Raw genomic sequence first — 20,207 nt, forward strand, 5'->3', positions numbered from 1 at the left:
CACTCGTGGCATACTGCCGGTTCATTTCGTCAGAGTCCCATCCATGGAGCGCCGTTCGCCCCACAACCGGATGATGATCACGCCCGCGCACTGTCCCCGCCGCGGGCGTCGCCCCTATTTCCCCGATCCGCCCCGTTGTCGCTGAGCCTCGACCTGTTAAGCTCAAAGCGGCTTTGCCGCGACGGATAACGGAAATTCTATGACTCTCGCTGTTCTGGTACTGCTGCCCTTTGTCGGCGCGGCACTGCCCCTCCTGGCCGAACGCCTGCGCGCGTCGCGCACGGTGCTGTCGCTGAGCGCCGCCCTGATGCCGGCCCTGGCCCTGGTGTTGTTGATCGCTCCGGCGGGGCAGGTGTTCGATGGCCAGACGGTCCACGCCTCGCTGCCCTGGGTGCCGAGCCTGGGGCTGGCCCTGTCGTTCCGTCTGGATGGCCTGGCGCTGCTGTTCGCCCTGCTGGTGCTGGGCATCGGGCTGCTGGTGATTCTGTACGCCCGCTATTATCTGTCCGCCAAGGAGAAGGCGGGCCGTTTCTTCGCCTTCCTGCTGCTGTTCATGGGCGCCATGCTGGGGGTGGTCACCAGCGACAACCTGCTGCTGCTGGTGTTGTTCTGGGAGCTCACCAGCCTCAGTTCCTTTTTGCTGATCGGCTTCTGGTCGCACCAGAGCGCCGCCCGCAAGGGCGCGCGCATGGCGCTGACCATCACCGGCATGGGCGGGCTGGCGCTGCTCGCCGGGGTGCTGCTGATTGGCCAGATCGTGGGCAGCTATTCCCTCGGCGACGCCCTGGCCAGCGGTGATCTGATCCGCGCCAGCGAGCTGTACCCGCTGATTCTGGGCCTGGTGCTGCTGGGCATCTTCACCAAGAGCGCCCAGTTCCCGTTCCACTTCTGGTTGCCGCATGCCATGGCGGCGCCCACGCCTGTGAGCGCTTACTTACATTCCGCCACCATGGTCAAGGCCGGGGTCTTCCTGCTGGCCCGCTTCTATCCCATGCTGGCCGGCACCAATCTGTGGTTCGACGTGGTCACCCTGGCCGGCATGACCACCCTGCTGTGGGGGGCGGCGGCCGCCCTGTTCCAGCACGACCTGAAGGGGCTGCTGGCCTATTCCACCATCAGCCATCTCGGCCTGATCACCCTGCTGTTCGGTCTCAACAGCGAACTGGCGGCGGTGGCGGCGGTGTTCCACATCATCAACCACGCCACCTTCAAGGCCAGCCTGTTCATGGCCGCCGGCATCATCGATCACGAGACCGGCACCCGCGACATGCGCCGCATCAACGGGCTGTGGAAATACATGCCCTACACTGCGGTGCTGGCCATGGTGGCGTCGGCGGCCATGGCCGGGGTACCGCTGCTCAACGGCTTCCTGTCCAAGGAAATGTTCTTCGCCGAGACCCTGGAGTCCAGCCGGCTTGGCGCCATGAGCTGGGTGCTGCCGCTGGGCGCCACCCTGGGTGGGGTGTTCTCGGTGGCCTACTCGGCGCGTTTTATCCACGACGTGTTCTTCAACGGCGAGCCGGTCAATCTGCCTAAGTTTCCGCCCCATGAGCCGCCCCGTTATATGAAGGTGCCGGTGGAGATTCTGGTGGCGTTGTGCGTGGCGGTGGGCGTGCTGCCCTCGATCACCGTGGCCGGCCTGCTGGCGGTGGCGGCGACCGCCACCCTGGGCGGCGAGCTGCCCGAGTATCACCTGTCGATCTGGCACGGCTTTAATCTGCCGTTGATGATGAGCGTGGTGGCGCTGGTGGGTGGCGTGCTGGTCTACAGCTCCCGGAACTGGCTGTTCAGACAGTACGCACGCCTGCCGGAGATCAACGCCAACCTGATTTTCGAGCGCCGTATCCAGGGCCTGGCCCGTGCCGCTGCGACGCTCAGTGACTTTCTGCGCAACGGCTCCCTGCAAAGCTACGCGGCCTGGCTGCTGACGCTGGTGGCGCTGGTGCTGCTGGTCCATCTGTCGCCGGCGGTGCTGGACGGGCAGCGGGCCCTGTTGCCGCTGGACGGCGTGTCGCTGCTGGCCGGCGTAATGCTGGTGGTGGCGGCGCTGATCACCGCTATTCTGCACCGCCATCGGATGACCGCGATCATGTCCCTGAGCGTGGTCGGCCTGGTGGTGTCGCTGGCGTTCGTGCGGCTGTCGGCGCCGGACCTGGCGCTGACCCAGCTGTCGGTGGAAGTCGTCACCCTGTTGCTGCTGATGCTGGCCATGTACTTTCTGCCGGTGCGCACGCGCATGGAGTCCGGCTGGCCACGAATCCTCCGTGACCTGCTGCTGTCGGTGATCATCGGCGGTGGCGTCGGGGTGATGGCGTTCGCCATGATGACCAGCGACTTCCAATCGATCAGCGGCTACTTCCTGGAAAACGCCAAGCCCGGTGGTGGCGGCACCAATGTGGTCAACGTGATCCTGGTGGACTTCCGTGGCTTCGACACCTTCGGCGAGATTACCGTGCTGGGCATCGCCGCCATGGGCATCTATGCCATGCTGCGCGACCTGGACCTGCGCTCCGCGCCCAGCGATTCGCTGGGCCGGCCCTGGGCCCGGGACGCCCACCCCCTGGTGCTGGTGACCATTTCCCGGCCGCTGTTGCCGCTGGCGCTGCTGATCTCGGTGTACATCTTCCTGCGCGGGCACAACCTGCCCGGCGGCGGCTTTATCGCCGGGCTGATCACCTCGGTGGCGCTATTGCTGCAGTACGTGGCGTCCGGGGTGGCCTGGGTGCACCGGCGCATGCCCGGCGATTACCACCCGGTGGTGGCGGTGGGGCTGCTGTTGGCCGGGATCACCGGCGTGGCCTCCTGGTTCTTCGGCCACCCGTTCCTGACCAGCACCTTCGATTACCTGCACTGGCCGCTGGTGGGCAAATTCGAGGTGGCCAGCGCGCTGCTGTTCGACATCGGCGTGTTCCTCACCGTGGTCGGCGCCACCCTGCTGATGCTGGCCAATCTGGGCAAGCTGTCCCTGCTGGATGACAAAGCGAAGGAGGGTGCCTGATGGAAGCCATGGTCGCCGTCATGATCGCGGTGCTGGTGGGCACCGGCGTCTACCTGGTGCTGCGCGCGCGCACCTTCCCGGTGATTCTGGGCATCACTCTGCTCAGCTACGGGGTCAATCTGTTCGTGTTCATCTCCGGCCGGCTGGCGCTGAACCAGCCGCCCATTGTCGGTAACGGGCCGGCCTCCGACCCGCTGCCCCAGGCGCTGGTGTTGACCGCCATCGTCATCGGCTTCGCCATGACCGCCTTCCTGGTGGTGCTGGCCCTGCGCGGCCAGGGTGAAACCGGCACCGACCACGTGGACGGCAAGCGCGACGACGGAGGGAAGGCCTGATGGAACATCTGATCATCGCGCCGATTCTGATCCCCGCCTTCGCTGGCATGTTGTTGTTGCTGGAAGTGCGCGAGCGTCAGCCGCTGCGTCGCTTTACCGGCATGCTTTCGGTGCTGGCGCTGTTGCCGGTGGCCTGGGCGCTGTACCAGCAGGCCGCCGGCGGCGAGATCCAGGTCTACCGCCTGGGCGACTGGGCGGCGCCGTTCGGCATCGTGCTGGTGCTCGATAAACTCAGCGCCCTGATGGTGCTGCTGTGCGCGGTGCTGGCGGTGCCGGCGCTGCTCTATGCCTGTCGCGCCGACGATAAGAAAGGCGCCAATTTCCACGGCTTGTTCCAGTTGCAGCTGATGGGCATCAACGGCGCCTTCCTGACCGGCGATCTGTTCAACCTGTTCGTGTTCTTCGAGGTGCTGCTGATCGCCTCCTACGGGCTGGCGCTGCACGGCCGGGGCCCGGCGCGGGTGCGCGCCGGCATCCACTACGTGGTGCTCAACCTGATCGGCTCCGCCCTGTTTCTGGTGGCGCTGGGCTTGGTGTACGGCACCACCGGCACCCTCAACATGGCCGACTTCGCCGTCAAGGTGAACCAGCTGGACGGTGGCGCGCTGGAGCTGGCCCGGGTCGCCGGCCTGCTGATGTGGGTGGTGTTCGGGCTCAAGGCGGCGCTGTTCCCGCTTTATTTCTGGCTGCCGGCCACCTATGCCAACGCCACCGCCGGGGTGGCGGCGTTGTTCGCGATCATGACCAAGGTGGGCGTTTACTCGGTGGCCCGGATCTATGGGCTGGCTTTCGAGCAGGGTGCCCTGGCCGGCCTGGGCCGCGACGCCCTGTGGGTGATGGCGCTGCTGACCCTGGCGTTGGCCTCCATCGGCGTGCTCGGCGCCCGCCGCCTCGGTGAGATGGTGGCTTACATGGTGGTGATGTCGGTGGGCACCCTGATGGCCGGGCTGGCCTGGAGCTCGCCGGAGTCGTTCGGCGCCATGCTGTACTACCTGATTCACACCACCCTGGTCAGCGGCGGCCTGTTCCTGCTGGCCGATCTGGTGGCGCGCGGGCGCGGCAAGCTCGGCGACCAGCTGGTGGCCGGCCCGGCCCCCACCGGGCGCGCCGGTCTGGGCCTGTTGTTCTTTGTCGGCGCGGTGGCGGTGATCGGCCTGCCGCCGCTGTCCGGGTTCATGGGTAAGGTGGCGTTGCTGCAAACCGTGCCGGCGCCGCTCTATTGGTTGTTCCTGCTGAGCGGCGGCCTGCTTGCCCTGGTGGGGTTGAGCCGGGCCGGCTCCACCCTGTTCTGGCGCGCCACCGGCGACGGCGCGGAACGGCGCCTGGACCGGGTCCGGCTGCTGGCCACGGTGCTGTTGCTGGCCGCCGCGCCGGCGCTGGCGATCTGGGCGGAACCGGTACTGGAGGCCACCGTGGCGGTGGCGGCGCAATGGGCTCAGCCGCAGCTTTATATCGATGCGGTGCTGGGAGGTGGGGCATGAGAAAACTGTTGCCGTTTCCGTTGCTGAGCCTGTTTCTGTGGCTCACCTGGCTGCTGCTGAACGGTTTCTCCTGGGGCCACGGGCTGCTGGGGCTGGTGCTGGCGGTGGTGCTGCCGCTGGGCACCCGGCCGTTCTGGCCGAACGTGCCGCACCTGCGCAATTTTCCCAAGCTGGTGCGGTTCGTGCTGGTCGTGCATTGGGACATCCTCACCGCCAATCTGGCGGTGGCGCGGCTGATCCTGGGCTCGCCGCGCAAGCTGCGGCCCGCGTTCGTGGAGATGCCGCTGGAGCTGGAGGACGATTTCGCCATCACCTTGCTGGCCAGCACCATTTCCCTGACGCCGGGCACGGTCAGCGCCGACGTCAGCGAGGACCGCCGCACGCTGCTGATCCATGCCCTGGACATGGACGACGAAGCGGAGCTGGTGGCGCAGATCAAACAGCGCTACGAGCGGCCACTGAAGGAGATTTTCGAATGCTAGAGATCGCTTTGCCCATCGGCTTCGGCCTGATCGTGGTGGCCCTGGTGCTTAATCTGTACCGGCTGCTGCGTGGCCCCACCCTGCCGGACCGGGCCCTGGCCCTGGACACCATGTACATCAATGCCATCGCCCTGATCGTTCTGTACGGCATCGCCAACGACAGCAAGCTGTATTTCGAGGCGGGCATGCTGATCGCCCTGATCGGCTTCGTCAGCACCGTGGCGGTGGCCAAATACATGACCCGTGGCGACATCATCGAGTAGGCGGGAGGAGATTATGGACACTCTGGTTGAGTTTCTGGTCAGCGCCGCCATTCTGGTGGGCGGCGTGTTCGCCCTGGTGGGCTCGTTCGGGCTGGCGCGGTTGCCCGACTTCTATCTGCGCCTGCACGGCCCCACCAAGGCGTCGACCCTGGGCGTGGGCGGCACCATCTTCGCCTCCCTGCTGTTCTTTTCCTGGCAGGAGCAGGCCCTGCAGCTCCAGGAGCTGCTGATCGTGCTGTTCCTGTTCATCACCGCGCCGGTGTCCGCCCATATGCTGGCCAAGGCGGCCATGCACCGGCAGCTGCGTCGCCGGGAAGACACCCGCGGTCGGCCCTGGAAGCAGTGAAGGAAACAGTAAAACCGGCCCTCGGGGCCGGTCCACGGAAAGGATGGCGCGGAAGCGCGCCGAGGCGTAAATTGAGTAGAAAGATCAAATTTGTAAAAGGTGAAACCACCGGGAAACTTTTTTGAATGGCGGCCAGTCCTAACTAATGGCTACGGACCGGTACCCCCGATCCCCCAGTACCCTCACCGGTTCGTAGCTTCTGGACACCCCGGCCTCTCCCCCAGGAGGCCGGGGCGGCAAGCCTCCCTGGCAGCGCAGTCGTTCCCTTCCCCCCACTTGCTGCCAGGGATTTTTTTTGCCTGCTGAAAAGCAGGTGCCGGCTCCGGGCCGGGCTTTTCCCCTTTCCTTCTTTCTTACGTAATGAGTAGTGCAAAGGCCGTGCCGTTATTCGGTCATCGCCCGGCATCAAGGCGCACATCGAACGAAAGTGCCCTGGAATCAATGGTTTGCATTGTCCCGGTTCGATGCGGGGGCGAGTTGACGGGCATCAATATAGTGCCGAAAAACGTCGAACGTGTGACAGAACGGGTCAGGCGGAGGGGTTTTCGTCCGGCGGCACCCGCAGCCAGTCGCCCAGGCGGGCCCAGGCTTCGTCGCAGCCGGTGCCGGCGGTGGCGGAGAACAGCTGGGCCGTGAGCGGCGCCGGGTGGTCCTTGAGGGTCTTCCGGATCTGCAGCAGGGTGCTTTTGGCGGCGCCGAACTTGAGCTTGTCCGCCTTGGTGACCAGTAGATGCAGGGGCATGCCGGCCTGGGCGGACCAGTCCAGGATCAGCCGGTCGAATTCCTTGAGCGGGTGGCGGATGTCCATCAGCAGCACCAGCCCGGTGAGGCAGCGGCGGCGGGCCAGATAGTCGTCCAGGTGGCGCTGCCACTGCATCCGCGTCTGCTTGTCCACCTTGGCGTAACCGTAGCCGGGCAGATCCACCAGGCGGCGCTGTTCGTCCAGCTCAAAGAAGTTGAGCAGCTGGGTGCGACCGGGGGTCTTGGAGGTGCGCGCCAGGGAGCGCTGTCCGGTGAGCCGGTTGATGGCGCTGGACTTGCCGGCATTGGAGCGCCCGGCAAAGGCCACCTCGAACCCCTCGTCCGGCGGGCATTGCTCGACGGTCTGGGCGCTCTTCAGAAACTGGGCCTGGTGCAGCAGGCGCTGGGTGGGATCCTGGGGCATGGTGGTCTCGCTATGGTCCGGGAGGGCGGAAAACCCGCACCCTTAATAAGGCATATGACGGGAGCGGACCTCTGGTATATAATGCGCGCCGTCGCGCGTTCGCCGCGTGGCCGACGTTCTACAGGAACTCAACGCAGAATAAAAGCCAGCATGTCGCCAGCTCCACGGGGAGATACCGCATGAAAGGTTTGATCGCAGGGCTTGCCCTGGTGTTTACCTTGAGCCTGACCTCCGGCGTCCAGGCCGACGCCGTCAAGGAACGGTACGATCAAAGTTGTACCTACTGCCATTCCAGCGGTGCCGCCGGCGCCCCCAAGACCGGTGACCAGGCCGCCTGGAAACCGCGCCTCGAGAAAGGCATGGACACGCTGGTCAAGCATGTCAAAGAGGGCTACAACGCCATGCCGCCCGGTGGCATGTGCGGGGACTGCTCCGACGAGGAATACCGCGCTCTTATCGAATACATGTCGAAGTAAGTCGCTGTTTTTGAAGGAAAGGCCATGAAGTGTTTCAAGCTGATCGTGCTGCTGACCGCCCTGGCGGTCGCTCCGTTGTCGCTGGCGCAGGGTAATCCGGAAGCCGGCAAGGAAAAATCCCAGCCCTGCGCCGCCTGCCACGGCCCCGACGGCAATTCTCCGTCCGGCATGTACCCGAGCCTGGCGGGCCAGGGTGAAAAATACCTGGTGGAACAGCTCCACGCCTTCAAATCCGGTGCCCGCGAGAACGCCATCATGCAGGGCCAGGTGGCGAACCTGAGCGACCAGGACATGCAGGACCTGGCGGCCTATTTCGCCGAGCAGGAGATCACCACCGGTCAGGCCAGCGCCGACTGGGTGGAGCAGGGCGAGCGCCTCTACCGGGGCGGTGACGTGAGCAAGGACGTCCCTGCTTGCGCCGGCTGTCACGGCCCGGCGGGTCAGGGCATCGACGCCGCCGGCTTCCCGGCCCTGGCCGGCCAGCACGCCGACTATGTGGAAGCGCAGCTGAAGGCGTTCCGCGCCGCCGGCAACGAGTCCATCGGCGATATGGCCAAACGTGACAATGATCCGCAGGCGATGATGCGCACCGTGGCCGGCAAGATGAGCGACGCTCAGATCAAGGCGGTGGCCAGCTTCGTGGCGGGTCTGTCCGAGGATCAGGCCGCGGCGGAGTAATCGCGGCGCTGGTCCGATCGAAAGAAGGCAGCCGATGGCTGCCTTTTTTTTGCACGATTTTTACGAAAACCCGCCGTGGGCAAGAGCCCGCCTATGGCGTCATAATGAAAGATCGTGCCGCCGGGAGCGTTTGCCGCCCCGCGCGGTCACAGAGTGGACCAAGTGGACAACAAGGAGAATTGCATGCTGCGTAAGCTGATGACGGCGATGGCGCTGCTGGTGGGGCTGGTTCTGGCCGGTACGTCCGTGGCGGCGGAATCCGGTGGCGATCACGCTCGCTACGCGGAAGGGACCCATTACAAGGTGCTCGACACCCAGGGTAACGTGGCCGAGCCCGGCAAGGTGGAAGTGCGGGAGTTCTTCTCCTACATTTGCCCCCATTGCTACGCTCTGGAACCGCTGGTGGACGACTGGCTGGAGAACAAGCCGGAAAACGTGGACTACGTGCGTACCCCGGTGACCTTCCTGCGTAATGCCGAGCCGCTGGCCCGGGCCTACTACGTGGCCGAGGTGCTGGACATGGTGGGCGAGGTGCACAAGCCGATCTTCGACGCCATCCACAAGCACCGGGAGCCGCTGTTCACCCCCACCGCGCTGGCGGATTTCTTCGCCAAGTACGGCGTCGACAAAGATGAATTCAATCAGCTGTACGGCTCCTTCGGCGTTTCCACCAAGCTGCGTCAGGGCGACGCCCTGGCCCGCGATCACGAGATTCGCGGCGTGCCGTCCTTCGTGGTCAACGGCAAGTACCTGGTGCTGCGCGAAGGCCTGAAGAGCAACGCGGAAATGTTCGACGTCATCGATTATCTGGTTGCGAAAGAGAGCAAATAGGCAGCCAACCCCGATGTTGCTGGACCGCGCCCGTATCGCCTACCAAAGCTGGAGAGCCCGCCCGGCGGGCTTCTCCTTCGCCCGTCAGGGCCACCGGCGCACCCGCCGTATCCGCGAGGTGACGCTGCCGGACGACAGCATCAAGCTGCTCAGTTTCAACATCCAGGCGGGCATCGGCACCAGTCGTTTCCGCGACTATGTGACCGGCAGCTGGAAGCACCTGGTGGCGCACCCGCGCAGCGTCGAGACCATCGAACAGATCGCCGATGTGGTGCGTCATTTCGATGTGGTCGGCCTGCAGGAGGTGGACGGCGGCAGCCTGCGCTCACGCAATGTGAACCAGCTGGTGCACCTGGCGTCGCTGGCGGACTTCCCGTTCTGGCATCAGCAGCTGAACCGTAATCTGGGTCGTCTGGGCCAGTTCAGCAACGGCTTCCTGAGCCGCCTCACGCCGTTCGCGGTGGAGGACCACACCCTGCCGGGCCTGCCCGGCCGGGGTGCCATCCTGATCAAGTTCGGACACCCGGTGGAACCCCTGGTGGTGGCGGTGGTGCATCTGGCCCTGGGCGAGAAGATCCGCAACACCCAGCTGGCCTATGTGGGCGCCCTGTTGCGCCCCTACCGCTATACGGTGGTGATGGGGGACTTCAACTGCCGGCTGGAGCACCTCACCCATTCGCCCATGGCGGAGCTGGAGCTGCGGCCCCTGGAAGGCGAGCTGTTCACCTTCCCGAGCTGGGCGCCGGACCGGCACATCGATCATATTCTGGTGTCCCCCGGCCTGGAGGTGCGCCACACCCGCGTGCTCACCGATTGCCGCCTGTCCGATCATCTGCCGCTGGCCACCGAGATCCGTATCCCCGACGCGGTGCGGGCTGCCACCCTGGAACACCGTCTCCCCCTGATTGAGTAAGAGCGTTTACGGATTCTTCATGTAACGGCGCCATTTTCTGTTGGAGAGCATGGCCGGCCTCCCATGCCGGCTCTCACTGTCCCCATCTGGCCAAGCAGCAAAGTGGCTAGAGTGGCAGGCCAAGGGTGATCGGTGCCGGTTCGGCGGGCCGCAGGGCCGGTGATTTGAGGATGAGCGCGGCCAGCTCGTTCTGACGCGAGGTGTCGGTCTTGCGGAACACCGCCTTGAGCTGGCCGCGCACGGTTTGCACCGAGACGCCCTGGTCCCCGGCCAGGGAGGCCAGGTCGCGGCCCTCCGCCACGCCACGGGCCACGCGGGCTTCCGCCGGGGTGAGGTCGAACAGCATGGCCACCTGGGATTCGTCCACCCGCCCCTCCTGTTCTGGCAGGTGGAAATAGACCAGCGCCCGGCCACCGCCGGGTAGCAGGGCGCGAGCCACTTCCGGCGCCAGCGGGCTGACCACGCACACCAGCGGTCGCTTTCCGGGGCGTGGCACCGCCAGGGCGCCGCCGGCATGCTCCCAGCCCCGGCCGGCGCTGGCCAGTACGCTGTCGAGTAGCTGCTGGAAGCGGCCACGCAGCTCGGTCGAGCGCAGGATCAGCCGGCCGTGGTGGTGACTCAGCGCCGGCTCGTGAGCGATCAGGATTTGCGCTCGCTCGCACAGATAGTCCACTCGGCCCGCCGCGCCCACCACCGCGTAGGGACGGCTGCCGGCCACCGAACCGGCCTCGCCGCGCCAGCGCAGCCGTTCACCGTGGCGGTTGAGTTCGATGGCGCGGCGCACGTGGGGGACCAGATGGTTGAACCAGACGGTATCCGGCTGATCGTAGGGCCCCTGGCCGCCGGTGCGCTGTACCAGCAGTTGAATGGTGTGGTCGCTGCCCTGATAGACGGTGCCGCACACGCCGTGGTGAATATCCAGCTGCCGCGCCCAGTCGTTGTAGAATTCGGTGCGGTAAAAGCGTTTCTGGTGGCAGGAAAAATCGAGATAGGTTGAGTACAGGCGCCCGGGTGCTTTTTCACGCAGTTCCGGTCGCCACGGGCAGGCGTTGACGAAGTAGTCCACATACTGGCGGTGGTAACCGTCGTCGATGTTCACCTTGGCGCTGGAGGTGACCTGCTCGGCCGCCCGGTCCAGCACCAGCATGCGCGCCGAGCGAGAGCGACTGATGCGCACCAGCTGTTCCAGGAATGCGGGCCAGCATTCCTGGTTCAGCGGTGTGGCATAGAGGGTGTCCAGCAGTTCGTCGTAAGCCGCGCCGCTATATGGAAGGAGTCTTGACGCTTCCATGAAATCCCCGATATTGCCTCGTTCCCCAGTGTCGACTATGTCACGAAATGATCGTCGCCACGAGAGCCGGGTAGCAAAACGCTACGCGCCGTCAGCGCCGGTTAACATTCCGATACCCCCCGATGACGGGCCTCCGCCGCATGGGAGGGGCGATGCTGGAAGCGCACAATCGCGCCCTGGACGGCACCTTCATCCTGTGGCGGGTTCAGTAGCGGGTCTCGGCCATGCCGGAGAACTGCTTGGCCAGATAGGTGGCGTAGTTGTCGGTCATGCCGGACAGAAAATCCAGCGCCCGCATGATGCACTGATAGACCCGTTCCCGATCATCCAGCCGGTCCAGTCCATCCGGAAAACTGTGCCGGCCGATCAGGTCGATAATGCGCTCGTGGCGGTAGTTGCGCACGGTGCCGCGGGCGTGGGACAGGGCGGCTTCCACCAGGCCATCGAGCAGCGCGCCCATCACCTCGAAGGCGCCGATCTCCAGCTCGATCTTGCGCGGGTGCTCGAACACCTTGCCCCGGGCCAGCTGCTTGGCGTTTTCCACCACATCGTGCACCGCCGGTTCGCAATGGTGCAGCAGGTCGCCCTCCATCTGTCCGGCCAGCAGTGCCTCGTGATTGGCCACGAAGGCCTCCACGCCGGCCTCGATGAACCGCTCGATGATCTTGCCGCGCAGCAGCGCCGCCTTGCGGCCGTCGCGCATCTCCGACTGCACCAGCCGCCGCACCTCGGCGCTGTCCGGCAGGGCCGGCAGCAGCAGGGCGTAGACCTCGTCCCAATGCAGCAGGTCCATTTCCAGGCCGTCTTCCAGATCGATGATGGCGTAGCAGAAGTCGTCCGCCGCCTCCATCAGATAGGCCAGCGGGTGCCGGCAATGGCGGCCCGGGGCCAGCTCGCGCAGGCCGGTGGCCCGGCACACTTCGTCGAAGGCCGCCGCCTCGGACAGAAAGGCGCTGTACTTGCCCGGCTTGGTGCCGCTTTCCCCGGCCCGGGACGACAGCCACGGGTACTTGAGAAAGGTGGCCAGGGTGGCGTAGGTCAGACGCATGCCGTCGTCGTACTGGTGGTACTCGCTCTTGGTGAGAATGCGAAAGCCTTGGGCGTTGCCCTCGAAGTCGATCAGATCGCTCTGTTGCTCCGGCGACAGCAGTTCCAGATAGCGCTGGCCGCGTTCCTGGAACCAGGCACGGATGGCGCGCTCGCCGGTGTGTCCGAACGGCGGATTGCCGATGTCGTGGGCCAGGCAGGCGGACTGCACGATGTCACCCAGGTCGGTGGCGTTGGCGCTGTCCGGCAGGTGGCCCAGCCCGGCCAGCCGCTCGCCGGCGCGGATGCCCAGGGTGCGGCCCACGCAGGACACCTCCAGGGAGTGGGTCAGGCGGTTGTGCACATGGTCGTTGGTGGCCAGCGGGTGCACCTGGGTTTTGCGGGCCAGCCGTCGGAAGGCGCCGGAGAAAATGATCTTGTCGTGATCGCGGAGAAAGGCGGTGCGGCCGGTTTCGTCCTTGGCATCGCGCCCGCCCAGGCGGGCCTTGTTGAGCAGTTGTTCCCAGTTCATCGGCGTCCCTGGTTCGTGGCCGGTCTTCACAAGGCGGGCCGGTTGAAATCAGCACCGCCGCCCCCAACGCTGTGGGTATTGATCCCATCTTGATGCCGAATCTGTCAGCGTCAAGTTAAAGCTGGCCGGGCGCCGTCACGGCCATCGAGATCGCTCAAGGAGTTGTTATGAATCTGGATAAACCGCTACTGATGCTGGTGACCAGCGCATCGCAAATGGGGCAGGGGCAGCAGACCGGCCTGTGGCTGGAGGAGTTCGCCGTGCCCTGGCAGGTGTTCAAGGACAACAACATTCCGGTGCGGGTGGCGAGCCCGTCCGGCGGCAAGATTCCCATCGACCCGCGCTCGGTGCCCGACGATGATCAGAAGGCGGCCTGGCAGGAGGCCATCGAGGCGCTGCAGGACACCCGCCCGCTGGAAGAAATCTGGGAAGACGGCTTCGTGGCGGTGTTCGTGCCCGGTGGCCACGGTGCCATGTTCGATATGCCCGATAACCCGCTGGTGGCCGGCGTGCTGCAGCGCACCTGGGCCCAGGGCGGCGTGGTCGGCGCGGTGTGTCACGGGCCGGCGGCGCTGGTCGGTGCCCGCGATGAAGACGGCGTGCCGCTGGTCAAGGACCGTAAGGTGGCCTGCTTCACCAACGAGGAAGAGCGCGAAGTGGGCCTGGAAGAAGTAATGCCCTTCCTGCTCGAAACCCGCCTTTCCGAGCTCGGCGCGCGCATCGAAAACAAAGGCAAGTTCGAAGCCCACGCGGTTACCGACGGGCGCCTGGTCACCGGCCAGAACCCGCCGTCCAGCAAGGTCACCGCCGAGGCCCTGGTCGAGGTGCTGTATTCGGAGTAGGCCGGTAGCACCGGCGCCGGGCTATACTCGGATTCGACCCATTAAGGAGCCTGCCATGACCACCCTGTACGATTTCGAAGCCCGGACCCTGGACGGCCAGCCGCGGCCCTTGTCCGACTTCAAGGGCAAGGTGCTGTTGATCGTCAACACCGCCAGCAAGTGTGGCTTCACGCCCCAGTACCAGGGGCTGCAGAAGCTGTACGACAACTTCGCCGACCGGGGCCTGGAAGTGCTCGGTTTCCCCTGCAACCAGTTCGGCCATCAGGAACCCGGTGATTCCGGAGAGATCGGCGCCTTCTGCGAGAAGAATTACGGCGTGCGTTTCCCGGTGTTCGAGAAGATCGACGTCAACGGCGAACACGCCCATCCGCTGTTCCGGTACCTGAAGGCGGAGGCCCCCGGCGTGCTGGGCACGGAGGGCATCAAGTGGAACTTCACCAAGTTCCTGGTGGACCGGGACGGCCGGGTGGTGAAGCGCTACGCGCCCAAGGACAAGCCGGAAAAGCTGGCCGATGACATCGAGGCGCTGCTGTAGAAGCGGTTGAGGCCGGTAGCGGTCAGCGGGGCCCGAGCAGCCTGAACAGGCCCATGCCGGCCAGCATGGCGGCCACGAAGATCAGCGCTTCGCCGTGGCCGGCGCCGGCGGCCACCAGGGCCGGGCCCGGGCAGAAGCCCGCCAGCCCCCAGCCGGCGCCGAACAGCAGGGCACCGATCACCAGGCGCCGGTCCGGGCGGGTGGCGGTGGGGCCGCGCATGGGCTCGCCGAGCAGCGATTGCCGCCAGCGTCGGGAGACCCCGAACGCCACCACCCCCACCGCCACGGCGCCGCCCATGACCAGGGCCAGGGACGGGTCCCAGGCGCCGGCCAGATCCAGAAAACCCAGCACCTTGGCCGGGTTGGCCATCTGTGAGATCAGCAACCCCAGGCCGAACACCAGCCCCACCAGAAACGCCACCAGGGTTTTCATCAGGCCGCTCCCAGCAGATGCCGGGTCACATAGACCGTGGCGAAGCCGGCGCCCATGAACAGCACGGTGGCCACCAGCGAGCGGAGCGACCAGCGCGACAGGCCGCAGACACCGTGGCCGCTGGTGCAGCCGGAGCCCAGCCGGGTGCCGTAGCCGACCAGCAGGCCGGCCAGGATCAGTACCGGCAAGGAGGCGCTGACCCGCACCGGCGCCGGGCCGGCCACCGCCAGATACAGCCAGGGAGAGAGCAGCAGGCCGGCGAGGAACGCCAACCGCCAGCGCCGGTCTCCCGGAACCGGGGTCAGCAGGCCGCCGAGAATGCCGCTGATGCCGGCGATGCGGCCCATCAATAACCACAGACCGCCGGCGGCGGCGCCGATCAGCAAACCGCCGGCCAGGGCGCTCCAGGGGGTGAAAACAGACCAGTCCACGTTCACTGCCAGGCCTCCGCAAGCAAGCAATCAGGCGGGCAAAACGCTGAAGTAAACCGCACAGAAGTGGCACACGCTGCCGCCCACCACGAACAGGTGCCAGATGGCGTGATTGTAAGGCAGCCGGTCGGCCAGATAGAACACCACGCCGGCGGTGTAGGTGATGCCGCCGGCCAGGATCAGGCGGAAGCCGAGCGGGTCGATGCTGTTCAGCAGCTCACGGGAAGCAAACAGCACCAGCCAGCCCATGGCCAGATAAATGCCCACCCGGGCCAGTTTGTAGCGATTGCCGAAAATCAGTTTGAGGGCGATACCGGTGGCCGCCAGCGCCCAGATCACGCCGAACAGGGTCCAGCCCACCGGGCCGCGCATGTTGACCAGCAGGAAGGGGGTGTAGGTGCCGGCGATCAGCGCGAAGATGGCGCAATGGTCGAGCATCTTGTAAATCGCCCGCCAGCGCGGCGCGCGGCTGGCGTGATAGAGCATGCTGGCCGCGTAGAGCAGCGCCAGGGTGGCGCCGAACACACTGAAGCTGACGATCTTCCAGGGGTCGCCCAGCAGGCTGGCGGTGACCACCAGCAACACCGTGCCGGCCACGCTGAGTACCAGACCGATGCCATGGGTCAGGCTGTTGAGGAATTCCTCGAACGGCGAATAGTCGGCAACCGCGGCGGCCTGCTGTGAGGTCAATGATCGCTCCTTGTTGGTCGACCCTGGGGGGATGCTCCGAAGGGCGCATCATTGCCGGTGCCCGCCGGCTTGTAAAGCCGCCGTCCGTCATGAGATCAAGGTATCGTTGCGATAGCCGGACCCGGGTCTTGTTTAATCCGAAAACGGAGGCATTCTATTCGGGTATACGCTTAACCGCTGAAGGAGGTATCGCGATGATCGAACACAGTAAAGAAGTGGCCGACGAGCTGAGCAAACTGCTCGCCGAGAGCTACACCCTGTACCTGAAGACCCACAATTACCATTGGAACGTGACCGGCCCCATGTTCCACAGCCTGCATCTTCTGTTCGAGGAGCAGTACACGGAGCTGGCCACCGCCGTGGACACCATCGCCGAGCGTATTCGCGCCCTGGGCAGCAAGGCACCGGGCAGCTATGCCGCCTTCGCGAAACTGTCCACCGTGAAGGACGCGGAAGGCGACCCGGACGCCGTGGAAATGCTCAAGACCCTGACCGCCGACCATCGCGCCGTGGCTGAACGTGCCAACAAGGTACTGAAGCTGGCCGGCCAGCATGAGGACGAGGGCACCGCCGCCATCGCCAGCGACCGCATCGAGCTGCACGAAAAAGCCGCCTGGATGCTGTCCGCCCATCTGGGCGACTGAACCGGCGGCCCGCGGGGCCAGTCCCGGCGCGCAAAATGGCACAGCCGGAACTGGCCTGTGCGAACCGGCGTGGCCCATATTGACGCTCATATTCCGCCGCTCCATGACCAGGAGAGTGCTTTATGAACGCCAAGGCCACGCTGCGCCGCACCAACCGCAGCGACATCCAACCGCGCCGGATGGATTTCACCTTTGATCCGGACATGCCCCGTTACTGGTTCGCCAACGACCAGTTCAAGACGCTGCTGCTGACCGCCCTGTCCTGCACCTTCCCGGAAGGTGAGCGCTTTTTCGTGCGGTCCGTGCGCCACTACCAGAAGAACATCACTGATCCGGACCTGCGTGAACGGGTGAAGGGCTTCATCGGTCAGGAAGCGCACCACGGCAACGAGCACGAACACTTCAACACCTTCATGGAAAGCAAGGGCGTGCCGACCCAGAAGGTTCACGACTATGTGCACGAAGGGATGAAGTGGATCGCCAAGAAATTTTCTCCGGAGCGGCAACTGGCCAAGACCTGCGCGCTGGAGCATTTCACCGCCATGCTGGCCGAGCTGATGCTCGAGGAGCCGGAATTCCTGGAAGGCATGGACGAGCGCATGCTGCCGCTGTGGCTGTGGCACGCGGTGGAGGAAAGCGAGCATAAGGCGGTGGCGTTCGACGTCTACCGTGATCAGGTGGACAGCTACTGGGTGCGCACCTCGGAGATGGCGCTCACCACGGTGGAGTTCATCGGCTTCACCATCTTCCACTACATCCAGCTGCGCCAGGGCATGGACGACAAGCGCGACCTGCGCTCGGTGCTCAACGGCGTCAACTGGCTGCTCGGCAAGCCCGGCTGGCTGCGCCGCCTGGGCGGCTCCTATCTGGCCTACTACAAACCCGGCTTTCACCCGGAGAAGAAAGACAGCCGCGCGGTGCGTCAGCGGGCGCTGGCGAAACTGGCGGTGATGCTGGACCGGCCGGAGCTGGCCGAAGCCGCCTGAGGCGGATCACTCTCCGCCGCGCAGTTCCCGGGGGCGGGCGATGCCCCGCTCCCGGAACAGCCCGGTGACACGCAGCACCACGTCGCTTTGGAACGCTTTCTCGTAACGCACGTCCAGCACATAGGCCTTGGCGCGCAGCCGCACCGCCAGGTATTCCGCCACCGGCACCTCCTCGATGGCGAAGGTGACCGGCTTTTTCAGGAACGCGAAGCGGCTGGTCACGATCACCTCCTCGATGATGTCCCGGGCCGCCTGCAGGTCCGCGTCCAGACCCACATGGAAATCGGTGACCACCATCATGTCCAGCTCCCCGGCGTTGCCGGAGGCGACCACGTCGGTGATGAACAGGGCGTTGGGAATGGTCACCAGATTGTCGTCCAGCGTCTGCACCCGCACCGCGCGGAGACCGATGGAAACGATCTCCCCGTAGGTGTCGCCGAAGGTGATGCGGTCGCCCACCTGAAACGGCCGGTCGAACAGCAGCAGCAGGCCGGCCACCAGCGAGGCCACCACGTCCTTGAGCGCGAAACCCAGGGCCACCGCCAGGGAGCCGGCGGCGGCCAGCACGAACTCGCGGGGCGGATTGAGCACGCCGATCAGCAGGGCGCCGGTGCCCAGGGTGTAGATGGCGAAACCGACCAGGGTGGTGAACTGCAGAATCAGAAAGCGTCGGGCCGGTACCCGCTCCATCAGATTGCGGCCCAGCCGCTGCACGCCCCAATTGAGCGCCCACAGCACCGTGATGCCGACGATCAGGAGCAGGATCACATAGACGTCGAACAGATCCATGACCGTGGCCAGGTCGTTGACGAGGTCGCCGCTGTCACTCATGGAGCAGATTCTTCCTGGTCAGAAGGTGGATCACCGTGTGGTACCACAGCGGCACCAGCCGATAGCGGCCGTCGTCCTCGCTGGAGCGGATAAAGCCGGCGTCGAAGCCGGCCTTGAGCGCATAGCGCACCACGTTCTCCGGCAGGTTGGTGACGGTGACGATTTCATCGCCGGACAGGTTTTCGTGGGTGGCGATGGCGGCGTACACGAACAGCAGATTCTCGCCGGATTTCTCCACCGCCGCCGACGGCGGCAGCGACGGCAGCCCCACCAGCACCTCGCGGCGGCCCACCTTCACCGAGCTCAGCCACAGTTTCAGCGCGGTCATCGGGTTGCCCCGGCAGGCGTCCCACAGCAGGCTGAAATAGCGCTGTTCCGCGTTGCGCACGTTGCCCGCTTCCGGGCCCCGGGATGACAGCAGCACCTCGTCATAGCGCAGCTTCAGGCCGCTGCGATGGTGGCGGGAGAGGATCAGTGAACGGATTTCCGTGGGGCTCCAGCGCTTCACCCGCACCATGTTGCGGAACTGGTATTCCCGGCCGAACACATTGCACAGATAGGCCCAGCTCTGGTTGTTGATCAGCACCAGCCAGAACAGGTTGTCCAGCCGCGCATTGGTCAGCCGCAGCAAGGCGCGCCAGCCGTCCAGTCCGCCGATGCGCGACAGGAAGGTGTTCTGGCATTCGTCCAGCACCAGCAGCGTGGGTGGGCGTTCACTATCATTGCGGACCAGACTGGCGGGGCCTTCGTCGAGTGCCTCGTTCAGGGCCTCGGCGACCAGGGCGGTGACCGCCTGGGGCGCCACGGTGCGCGGCGGCACCGCCAGACGCACCACCCGCAAGGCCGGATCCGATTCGGCCAGGCGCTCGCTCAGATGCGCCACCGTCAGGCTCTTGCCGCTGCCTTTCTCGCCGGTGACCAGCAGGGTGTTGTCGTCGCTGCGGTCGTCCCGCCAGCGTTGCACCGCCTTGGCGATGGCCTCCTCCAGGCCGGTGTCGATGAACGGCGCCGGTTCGTCGCCGGGCAGCTCCGCCGCGAACCAGGACTGGTAGGCCCGGGCCGCCTCGCTTTCGTCCAGCGGTGCGCCGTCCTCGTCCTCGTCACCGCGATTGCGCAGCCGGAACCAGCGCGCCTTGAGGCGCAGGTAGCCGTCGAAGCCGGCGAACAGCCGGTCCAGGTAGCGGGTAACGAAGTACACCAGCGCCACCGGCAGCAGCAGCGGCGCGGTCCAGTGGAACCAGCGCGGGCGCAGCAGGCGCTCGGCCAGCGGGTCCAGGGAGGACGGCAGAATGGACTGCAGACACAGCACGTATTCACGGGCCCGCGGCGCCAGCAGGCGGGCCACGGCGGCGTACAGGGACACCGCCACCAGGGCCGCCAGCACGGTGTGCATGGCACCTTGCGGTTGAGCCTGGGCGGCCACCAGAAACAGAGCCCAGGGCACCAGCAGCAATTGCGACAGCCGCCGGGCGCGCAGGCCGGCGGTTTGCGCCTGGTCGCCCTGCACGTACTCGCCGGCGGCCTGGGCCACGCGCAGCACCAGCCATTCCCCGGCCAGCCACTGCACGCCGAACAACACGTACAGCCAGGCCAGAGGCAGGGCCAGGAACACCCAGCGGGTGGCAGGGGAGGTGGCCAGTAGCGGGGTGGCCAGGGCCAGCAGCGCGGCCAGGATCAGCCACGGCAGCAGCGGCGCCAGGCCGGCCACCAGCCGGCTCAGGTTCCACAGCCAGCGTTTCTCGCTGCCCAGGCGCAGCACCCGGTCGTGCAGTGCCAGCAGGCCGGCGCGGGCGCGGCGGCCCAGGCGCGCCGCCAGCCAGAACACCAGCCCGGCGGCCAGCAACGACAGCAGGTTGCCGGCCAGATGGCCGGTGGTCTCCGGTGCCCCGTAAACGGCAAGCAGGGCCTCGGCCAGTTCCCGCGGCGCCCGCGGCCAGGAAAACCCCATGTTGCGTTCCTTGCCAGGCAAAGGCGTTATTGTATGAATCGAACAGCGGA

22 protein-coding genes are annotated in these 20,207 nt (G+C 65.9%); 14 read left to right on the forward strand and 8 right to left on the reverse strand.

Annotated elements, in window-relative coordinates:
• Positions 1-199: 199 nt before the first annotated feature.
• Genes ACLD0W_RS05735 through ACLD0W_RS05760 form a run of 6 tightly spaced genes read left to right on the forward strand, consistent with a single transcriptional unit; the run spans position 200 to position 5,905 of the window.
• Positions 200-2,998, forward strand: a complete 2,799-nt coding sequence (locus ACLD0W_RS05735; protein WP_410306520.1) for a monovalent cation/H+ antiporter subunit A — start codon at positions 200-202, stop codon at positions 2,996-2,998.
• Positions 2,998-3,333, forward strand: coding sequence for a Na+/H+ antiporter subunit C (locus tag ACLD0W_RS05740; RefSeq protein WP_410306521.1), 336 nt, complete (start codon positions 2,998-3,000; stop codon positions 3,331-3,333). The genes ACLD0W_RS05735 and ACLD0W_RS05740 overlap by 1 nt, the downstream gene beginning before the upstream one ends.
• Complete coding sequence (locus ACLD0W_RS05745; RefSeq protein ID WP_410306522.1) at positions 3,333-4,814, forward strand: monovalent cation/H+ antiporter subunit D; 1,482 nt, start codon at positions 3,333-3,335, stop codon at positions 4,812-4,814. The genes ACLD0W_RS05740 and ACLD0W_RS05745 overlap by 1 nt, the downstream gene beginning before the upstream one ends.
• The gene (locus tag ACLD0W_RS05750) at positions 4,811-5,296 is read left to right on the forward strand and encodes a Na+/H+ antiporter subunit E (protein ID WP_410306523.1); all 486 of its coding nucleotides are present in this window, start codon (positions 4,811-4,813) and stop codon (positions 5,294-5,296) included. The genes ACLD0W_RS05745 and ACLD0W_RS05750 overlap by 4 nt, the downstream gene beginning before the upstream one ends.
• On the forward strand, positions 5,290-5,559 hold the full coding sequence (locus tag ACLD0W_RS05755; RefSeq protein WP_410306524.1) for a K+/H+ antiporter subunit F: 270 nt from the start codon (positions 5,290-5,292) through the stop codon (positions 5,557-5,559). The genes ACLD0W_RS05750 and ACLD0W_RS05755 overlap by 7 nt, the downstream gene beginning before the upstream one ends.
• A 13-nt stretch (positions 5,560-5,572) precedes the next feature.
• Positions 5,573-5,905 carry a Na+/H+ antiporter subunit G gene (locus ACLD0W_RS05760; protein WP_410306525.1) on the forward strand — a complete coding sequence of 111 codons (333 nt, stop codon included), beginning with the start codon at positions 5,573-5,575 and terminating at the stop codon, positions 5,903-5,905.
• A gap of 529 nt (positions 5,906-6,434) precedes the next feature.
• Here ACLD0W_RS05760 and yihA read toward each other — a convergent pair.
• Complete coding sequence (gene yihA / locus ACLD0W_RS05765; RefSeq protein WP_410306526.1) at positions 6,435-7,070, reverse strand: ribosome biogenesis GTP-binding protein YihA/YsxC; 636 nt, start codon at positions 7,068-7,070, stop codon at positions 6,435-6,437.
• 179 nt (positions 7,071-7,249) lie between these two features.
• Between yihA and ACLD0W_RS05770 the strand changes: the two genes are divergently transcribed.
• From ACLD0W_RS05770 to ACLD0W_RS05785, 4 genes are all read left to right on the forward strand, one after another.
• Positions 7,250-7,546, forward strand: a complete 297-nt coding sequence (locus ACLD0W_RS05770) for a c-type cytochrome (RefSeq protein ID WP_204426595.1) — start codon at positions 7,250-7,252, stop codon at positions 7,544-7,546.
• Between the two features lie 24 nt (positions 7,547-7,570).
• Positions 7,571-8,224 (forward strand): c-type cytochrome, encoded by a 654-nt coding sequence (locus ACLD0W_RS05775; protein ID WP_410306527.1) that lies wholly within the window; start codon positions 7,571-7,573, stop codon positions 8,222-8,224.
• A 183-nt stretch (positions 8,225-8,407) separates the two neighbouring features.
• Positions 8,408-9,055 (forward strand): thiol:disulfide interchange protein DsbA/DsbL, encoded by a 648-nt coding sequence (locus ACLD0W_RS05780; RefSeq protein ID WP_410306528.1) that lies wholly within the window; start codon positions 8,408-8,410, stop codon positions 9,053-9,055.
• Between the two features lie 13 nt (positions 9,056-9,068).
• Positions 9,069-9,968, forward strand: coding sequence for an endonuclease/exonuclease/phosphatase family protein (locus tag ACLD0W_RS05785; RefSeq protein WP_410306529.1), 900 nt, complete (start codon positions 9,069-9,071; stop codon positions 9,966-9,968).
• A 106-nt stretch (positions 9,969-10,074) separates the two neighbouring features.
• Here ACLD0W_RS05785 and ACLD0W_RS05790 read toward each other — a convergent pair whose 3' ends face one another.
• Together ACLD0W_RS05790 and ACLD0W_RS05795 are read right to left on the reverse strand one after the other, a co-directional pair.
• Complete coding sequence (locus ACLD0W_RS05790; RefSeq protein WP_410306530.1) at positions 10,075-11,259, reverse strand: helix-turn-helix transcriptional regulator; 1,185 nt, start codon at positions 11,257-11,259, stop codon at positions 10,075-10,077.
• Between the two features lie 205 nt (positions 11,260-11,464).
• Positions 11,465-12,817: a deoxyguanosinetriphosphate triphosphohydrolase gene (locus ACLD0W_RS05795; RefSeq protein WP_410306531.1), complete on the reverse strand. Its 1,353-nt coding sequence runs from the start codon at positions 12,815-12,817 to the stop codon at positions 11,465-11,467.
• A 167-nt stretch (positions 12,818-12,984) separates the two neighbouring features.
• Here ACLD0W_RS05795 and ACLD0W_RS05800 point away from each other — a divergent pair, with 167 nt between their 5' ends.
• Both ACLD0W_RS05800 and ACLD0W_RS05805 read left to right on the forward strand, forming a co-directional pair.
• Complete coding sequence (locus ACLD0W_RS05800) at positions 12,985-13,659, forward strand: type 1 glutamine amidotransferase domain-containing protein (protein ID WP_410306532.1); 675 nt, start codon at positions 12,985-12,987, stop codon at positions 13,657-13,659.
• A 55-nt stretch (positions 13,660-13,714) separates the two neighbouring features.
• Entirely contained in the window at positions 13,715-14,194 is a 480-nt protein-coding gene (locus tag ACLD0W_RS05805; RefSeq protein ID WP_204426588.1) for a glutathione peroxidase, read from the forward strand.
• A gap of 22 nt (positions 14,195-14,216) precedes the next feature.
• Here the strand turns inward: ACLD0W_RS05805 and ACLD0W_RS05810 are convergent, their stop codons facing one another.
• Genes ACLD0W_RS05810 through trhA form a run of 3 tightly spaced genes read right to left on the reverse strand, consistent with a single transcriptional unit; the run spans position 14,217 to position 15,748 of the window.
• On the reverse strand, positions 14,217-14,627 hold the full coding sequence (locus ACLD0W_RS05810) for a DUF6691 family protein (protein ID WP_410306533.1): 411 nt from the start codon (positions 14,625-14,627) through the stop codon (positions 14,217-14,219).
• A complete protein-coding gene (locus tag ACLD0W_RS05815) occupies positions 14,627-15,064 on the reverse strand; it encodes a YeeE/YedE family protein (RefSeq protein ID WP_410306534.1) in 438 nt (145 codons plus the stop codon). The genes ACLD0W_RS05810 and ACLD0W_RS05815 overlap by 1 nt, the downstream gene beginning before the upstream one ends.
• Positions 15,065-15,088: 24 nt before the next feature.
• Positions 15,089-15,748 carry a PAQR family membrane homeostasis protein TrhA gene (gene trhA, locus ACLD0W_RS05820; RefSeq protein WP_410306535.1) on the reverse strand — a complete coding sequence of 220 codons (660 nt, stop codon included), beginning with the start codon at positions 15,746-15,748 and terminating at the stop codon, positions 15,089-15,091.
• 194 nt (positions 15,749-15,942) lie between these two features.
• On the opposite strand from trhA, the gene ACLD0W_RS05825 reads away from it, so the two are divergent.
• Both ACLD0W_RS05825 and ACLD0W_RS05830 read left to right on the forward strand, forming a co-directional pair.
• Positions 15,943-16,392 (forward strand): Dps family protein, encoded by a 450-nt coding sequence (locus ACLD0W_RS05825; protein ID WP_410306536.1) that lies wholly within the window; start codon positions 15,943-15,945, stop codon positions 16,390-16,392.
• Positions 16,393-16,514: 122 nt separating this feature from the next.
• Positions 16,515-17,378: a metal-dependent hydrolase gene (locus ACLD0W_RS05830; RefSeq protein ID WP_410306537.1), complete on the forward strand. Its 864-nt coding sequence runs from the start codon at positions 16,515-16,517 to the stop codon at positions 17,376-17,378.
• A 6-nt stretch (positions 17,379-17,384) separates the two neighbouring features.
• Here ACLD0W_RS05830 and ACLD0W_RS05835 read toward each other — a convergent pair whose 3' ends face one another.
• Positions 17,385-18,209, reverse strand: coding sequence for a mechanosensitive ion channel family protein (locus ACLD0W_RS05835; protein ID WP_410306538.1), 825 nt, complete (start codon positions 18,207-18,209; stop codon positions 17,385-17,387).
• Entirely contained in the window at positions 18,202-20,157 is a 1,956-nt protein-coding gene (locus ACLD0W_RS05840; protein WP_410306539.1) for an AAA family ATPase, read from the reverse strand. Before ACLD0W_RS05840 ends, ACLD0W_RS05835 begins: the two co-directional genes overlap by 8 nt.
• Positions 20,158-20,207: the final 50 nt, after the last annotated feature.

The organism is Alloalcanivorax sp. C16-1 (genome assembly GCF_046507805.1).
Lineage (GTDB): Bacteria > Pseudomonadota > Gammaproteobacteria > Pseudomonadales > Alcanivoracaceae > Alloalcanivorax.

Bases quoted from the DNA above. Each gene is read 5' to 3' on its own strand.
- ACLD0W_RS05735 (WP_410306520.1), top strand. From the start codon at position 200: ATGACTCTCGCTGTTCTGGTACTGCTGCCCTTTGTCGGCGCGGCACTG.
- ACLD0W_RS05740 (WP_410306521.1), top strand. From the start codon at position 2,998: ATGGAAGCCATGGTCGCCGTCATGATCGCGGTGCTGGTGGGCACCGGC.
- ACLD0W_RS05745 (WP_410306522.1), top strand. From the start codon at position 3,333: ATGGAACATCTGATCATCGCGCCGATTCTGATCCCCGCCTTCGCTGGC.
- ACLD0W_RS05750 (WP_410306523.1), top strand. From the start codon at position 4,811: ATGAGAAAACTGTTGCCGTTTCCGTTGCTGAGCCTGTTTCTGTGGCTC.
- ACLD0W_RS05755 (WP_410306524.1), top strand. From the start codon at position 5,290: ATGCTAGAGATCGCTTTGCCCATCGGCTTCGGCCTGATCGTGGTGGCC.
- ACLD0W_RS05760 (WP_410306525.1), top strand. From the start codon at position 5,573: ATGGACACTCTGGTTGAGTTTCTGGTCAGCGCCGCCATTCTGGTGGGC.
- yihA (WP_410306526.1), bottom strand. From the start codon at position 7,070: ATGCCCCAGGATCCCACCCAGCGCCTGCTGCACCAGGCCCAGTTTCTG.
- ACLD0W_RS05770 (WP_204426595.1), top strand. From the start codon at position 7,250: ATGAAAGGTTTGATCGCAGGGCTTGCCCTGGTGTTTACCTTGAGCCTG.
- ACLD0W_RS05775 (WP_410306527.1), top strand. From the start codon at position 7,571: ATGAAGTGTTTCAAGCTGATCGTGCTGCTGACCGCCCTGGCGGTCGCT.
- ACLD0W_RS05780 (WP_410306528.1), top strand. From the start codon at position 8,408: ATGCTGCGTAAGCTGATGACGGCGATGGCGCTGCTGGTGGGGCTGGTT.
- ACLD0W_RS05785 (WP_410306529.1), top strand. From the start codon at position 9,069: ATGTTGCTGGACCGCGCCCGTATCGCCTACCAAAGCTGGAGAGCCCGC.
- ACLD0W_RS05790 (WP_410306530.1), bottom strand. From the start codon at position 11,259: ATGGAAGCGTCAAGACTCCTTCCATATAGCGGCGCGGCTTACGACGAA.
- ACLD0W_RS05795 (WP_410306531.1), bottom strand. From the start codon at position 12,817: ATGAACTGGGAACAACTGCTCAACAAGGCCCGCCTGGGCGGGCGCGAT.
- ACLD0W_RS05800 (WP_410306532.1), top strand. From the start codon at position 12,985: ATGAATCTGGATAAACCGCTACTGATGCTGGTGACCAGCGCATCGCAA.
- ACLD0W_RS05805 (WP_204426588.1), top strand. From the start codon at position 13,715: ATGACCACCCTGTACGATTTCGAAGCCCGGACCCTGGACGGCCAGCCG.
- ACLD0W_RS05810 (WP_410306533.1), bottom strand. From the start codon at position 14,627: ATGAAAACCCTGGTGGCGTTTCTGGTGGGGCTGGTGTTCGGCCTGGGG.
- ACLD0W_RS05825 (WP_410306536.1), top strand. From the start codon at position 15,943: ATGATCGAACACAGTAAAGAAGTGGCCGACGAGCTGAGCAAACTGCTC.
- ACLD0W_RS05830 (WP_410306537.1), top strand. From the start codon at position 16,515: ATGAACGCCAAGGCCACGCTGCGCCGCACCAACCGCAGCGACATCCAA.
- ACLD0W_RS05835 (WP_410306538.1), bottom strand. From the start codon at position 18,209: ATGAGTGACAGCGGCGACCTCGTCAACGACCTGGCCACGGTCATGGAT.
- ACLD0W_RS05840 (WP_410306539.1), bottom strand. From the start codon at position 20,157: ATGGGGTTTTCCTGGCCGCGGGCGCCGCGGGAACTGGCCGAGGCCCTG.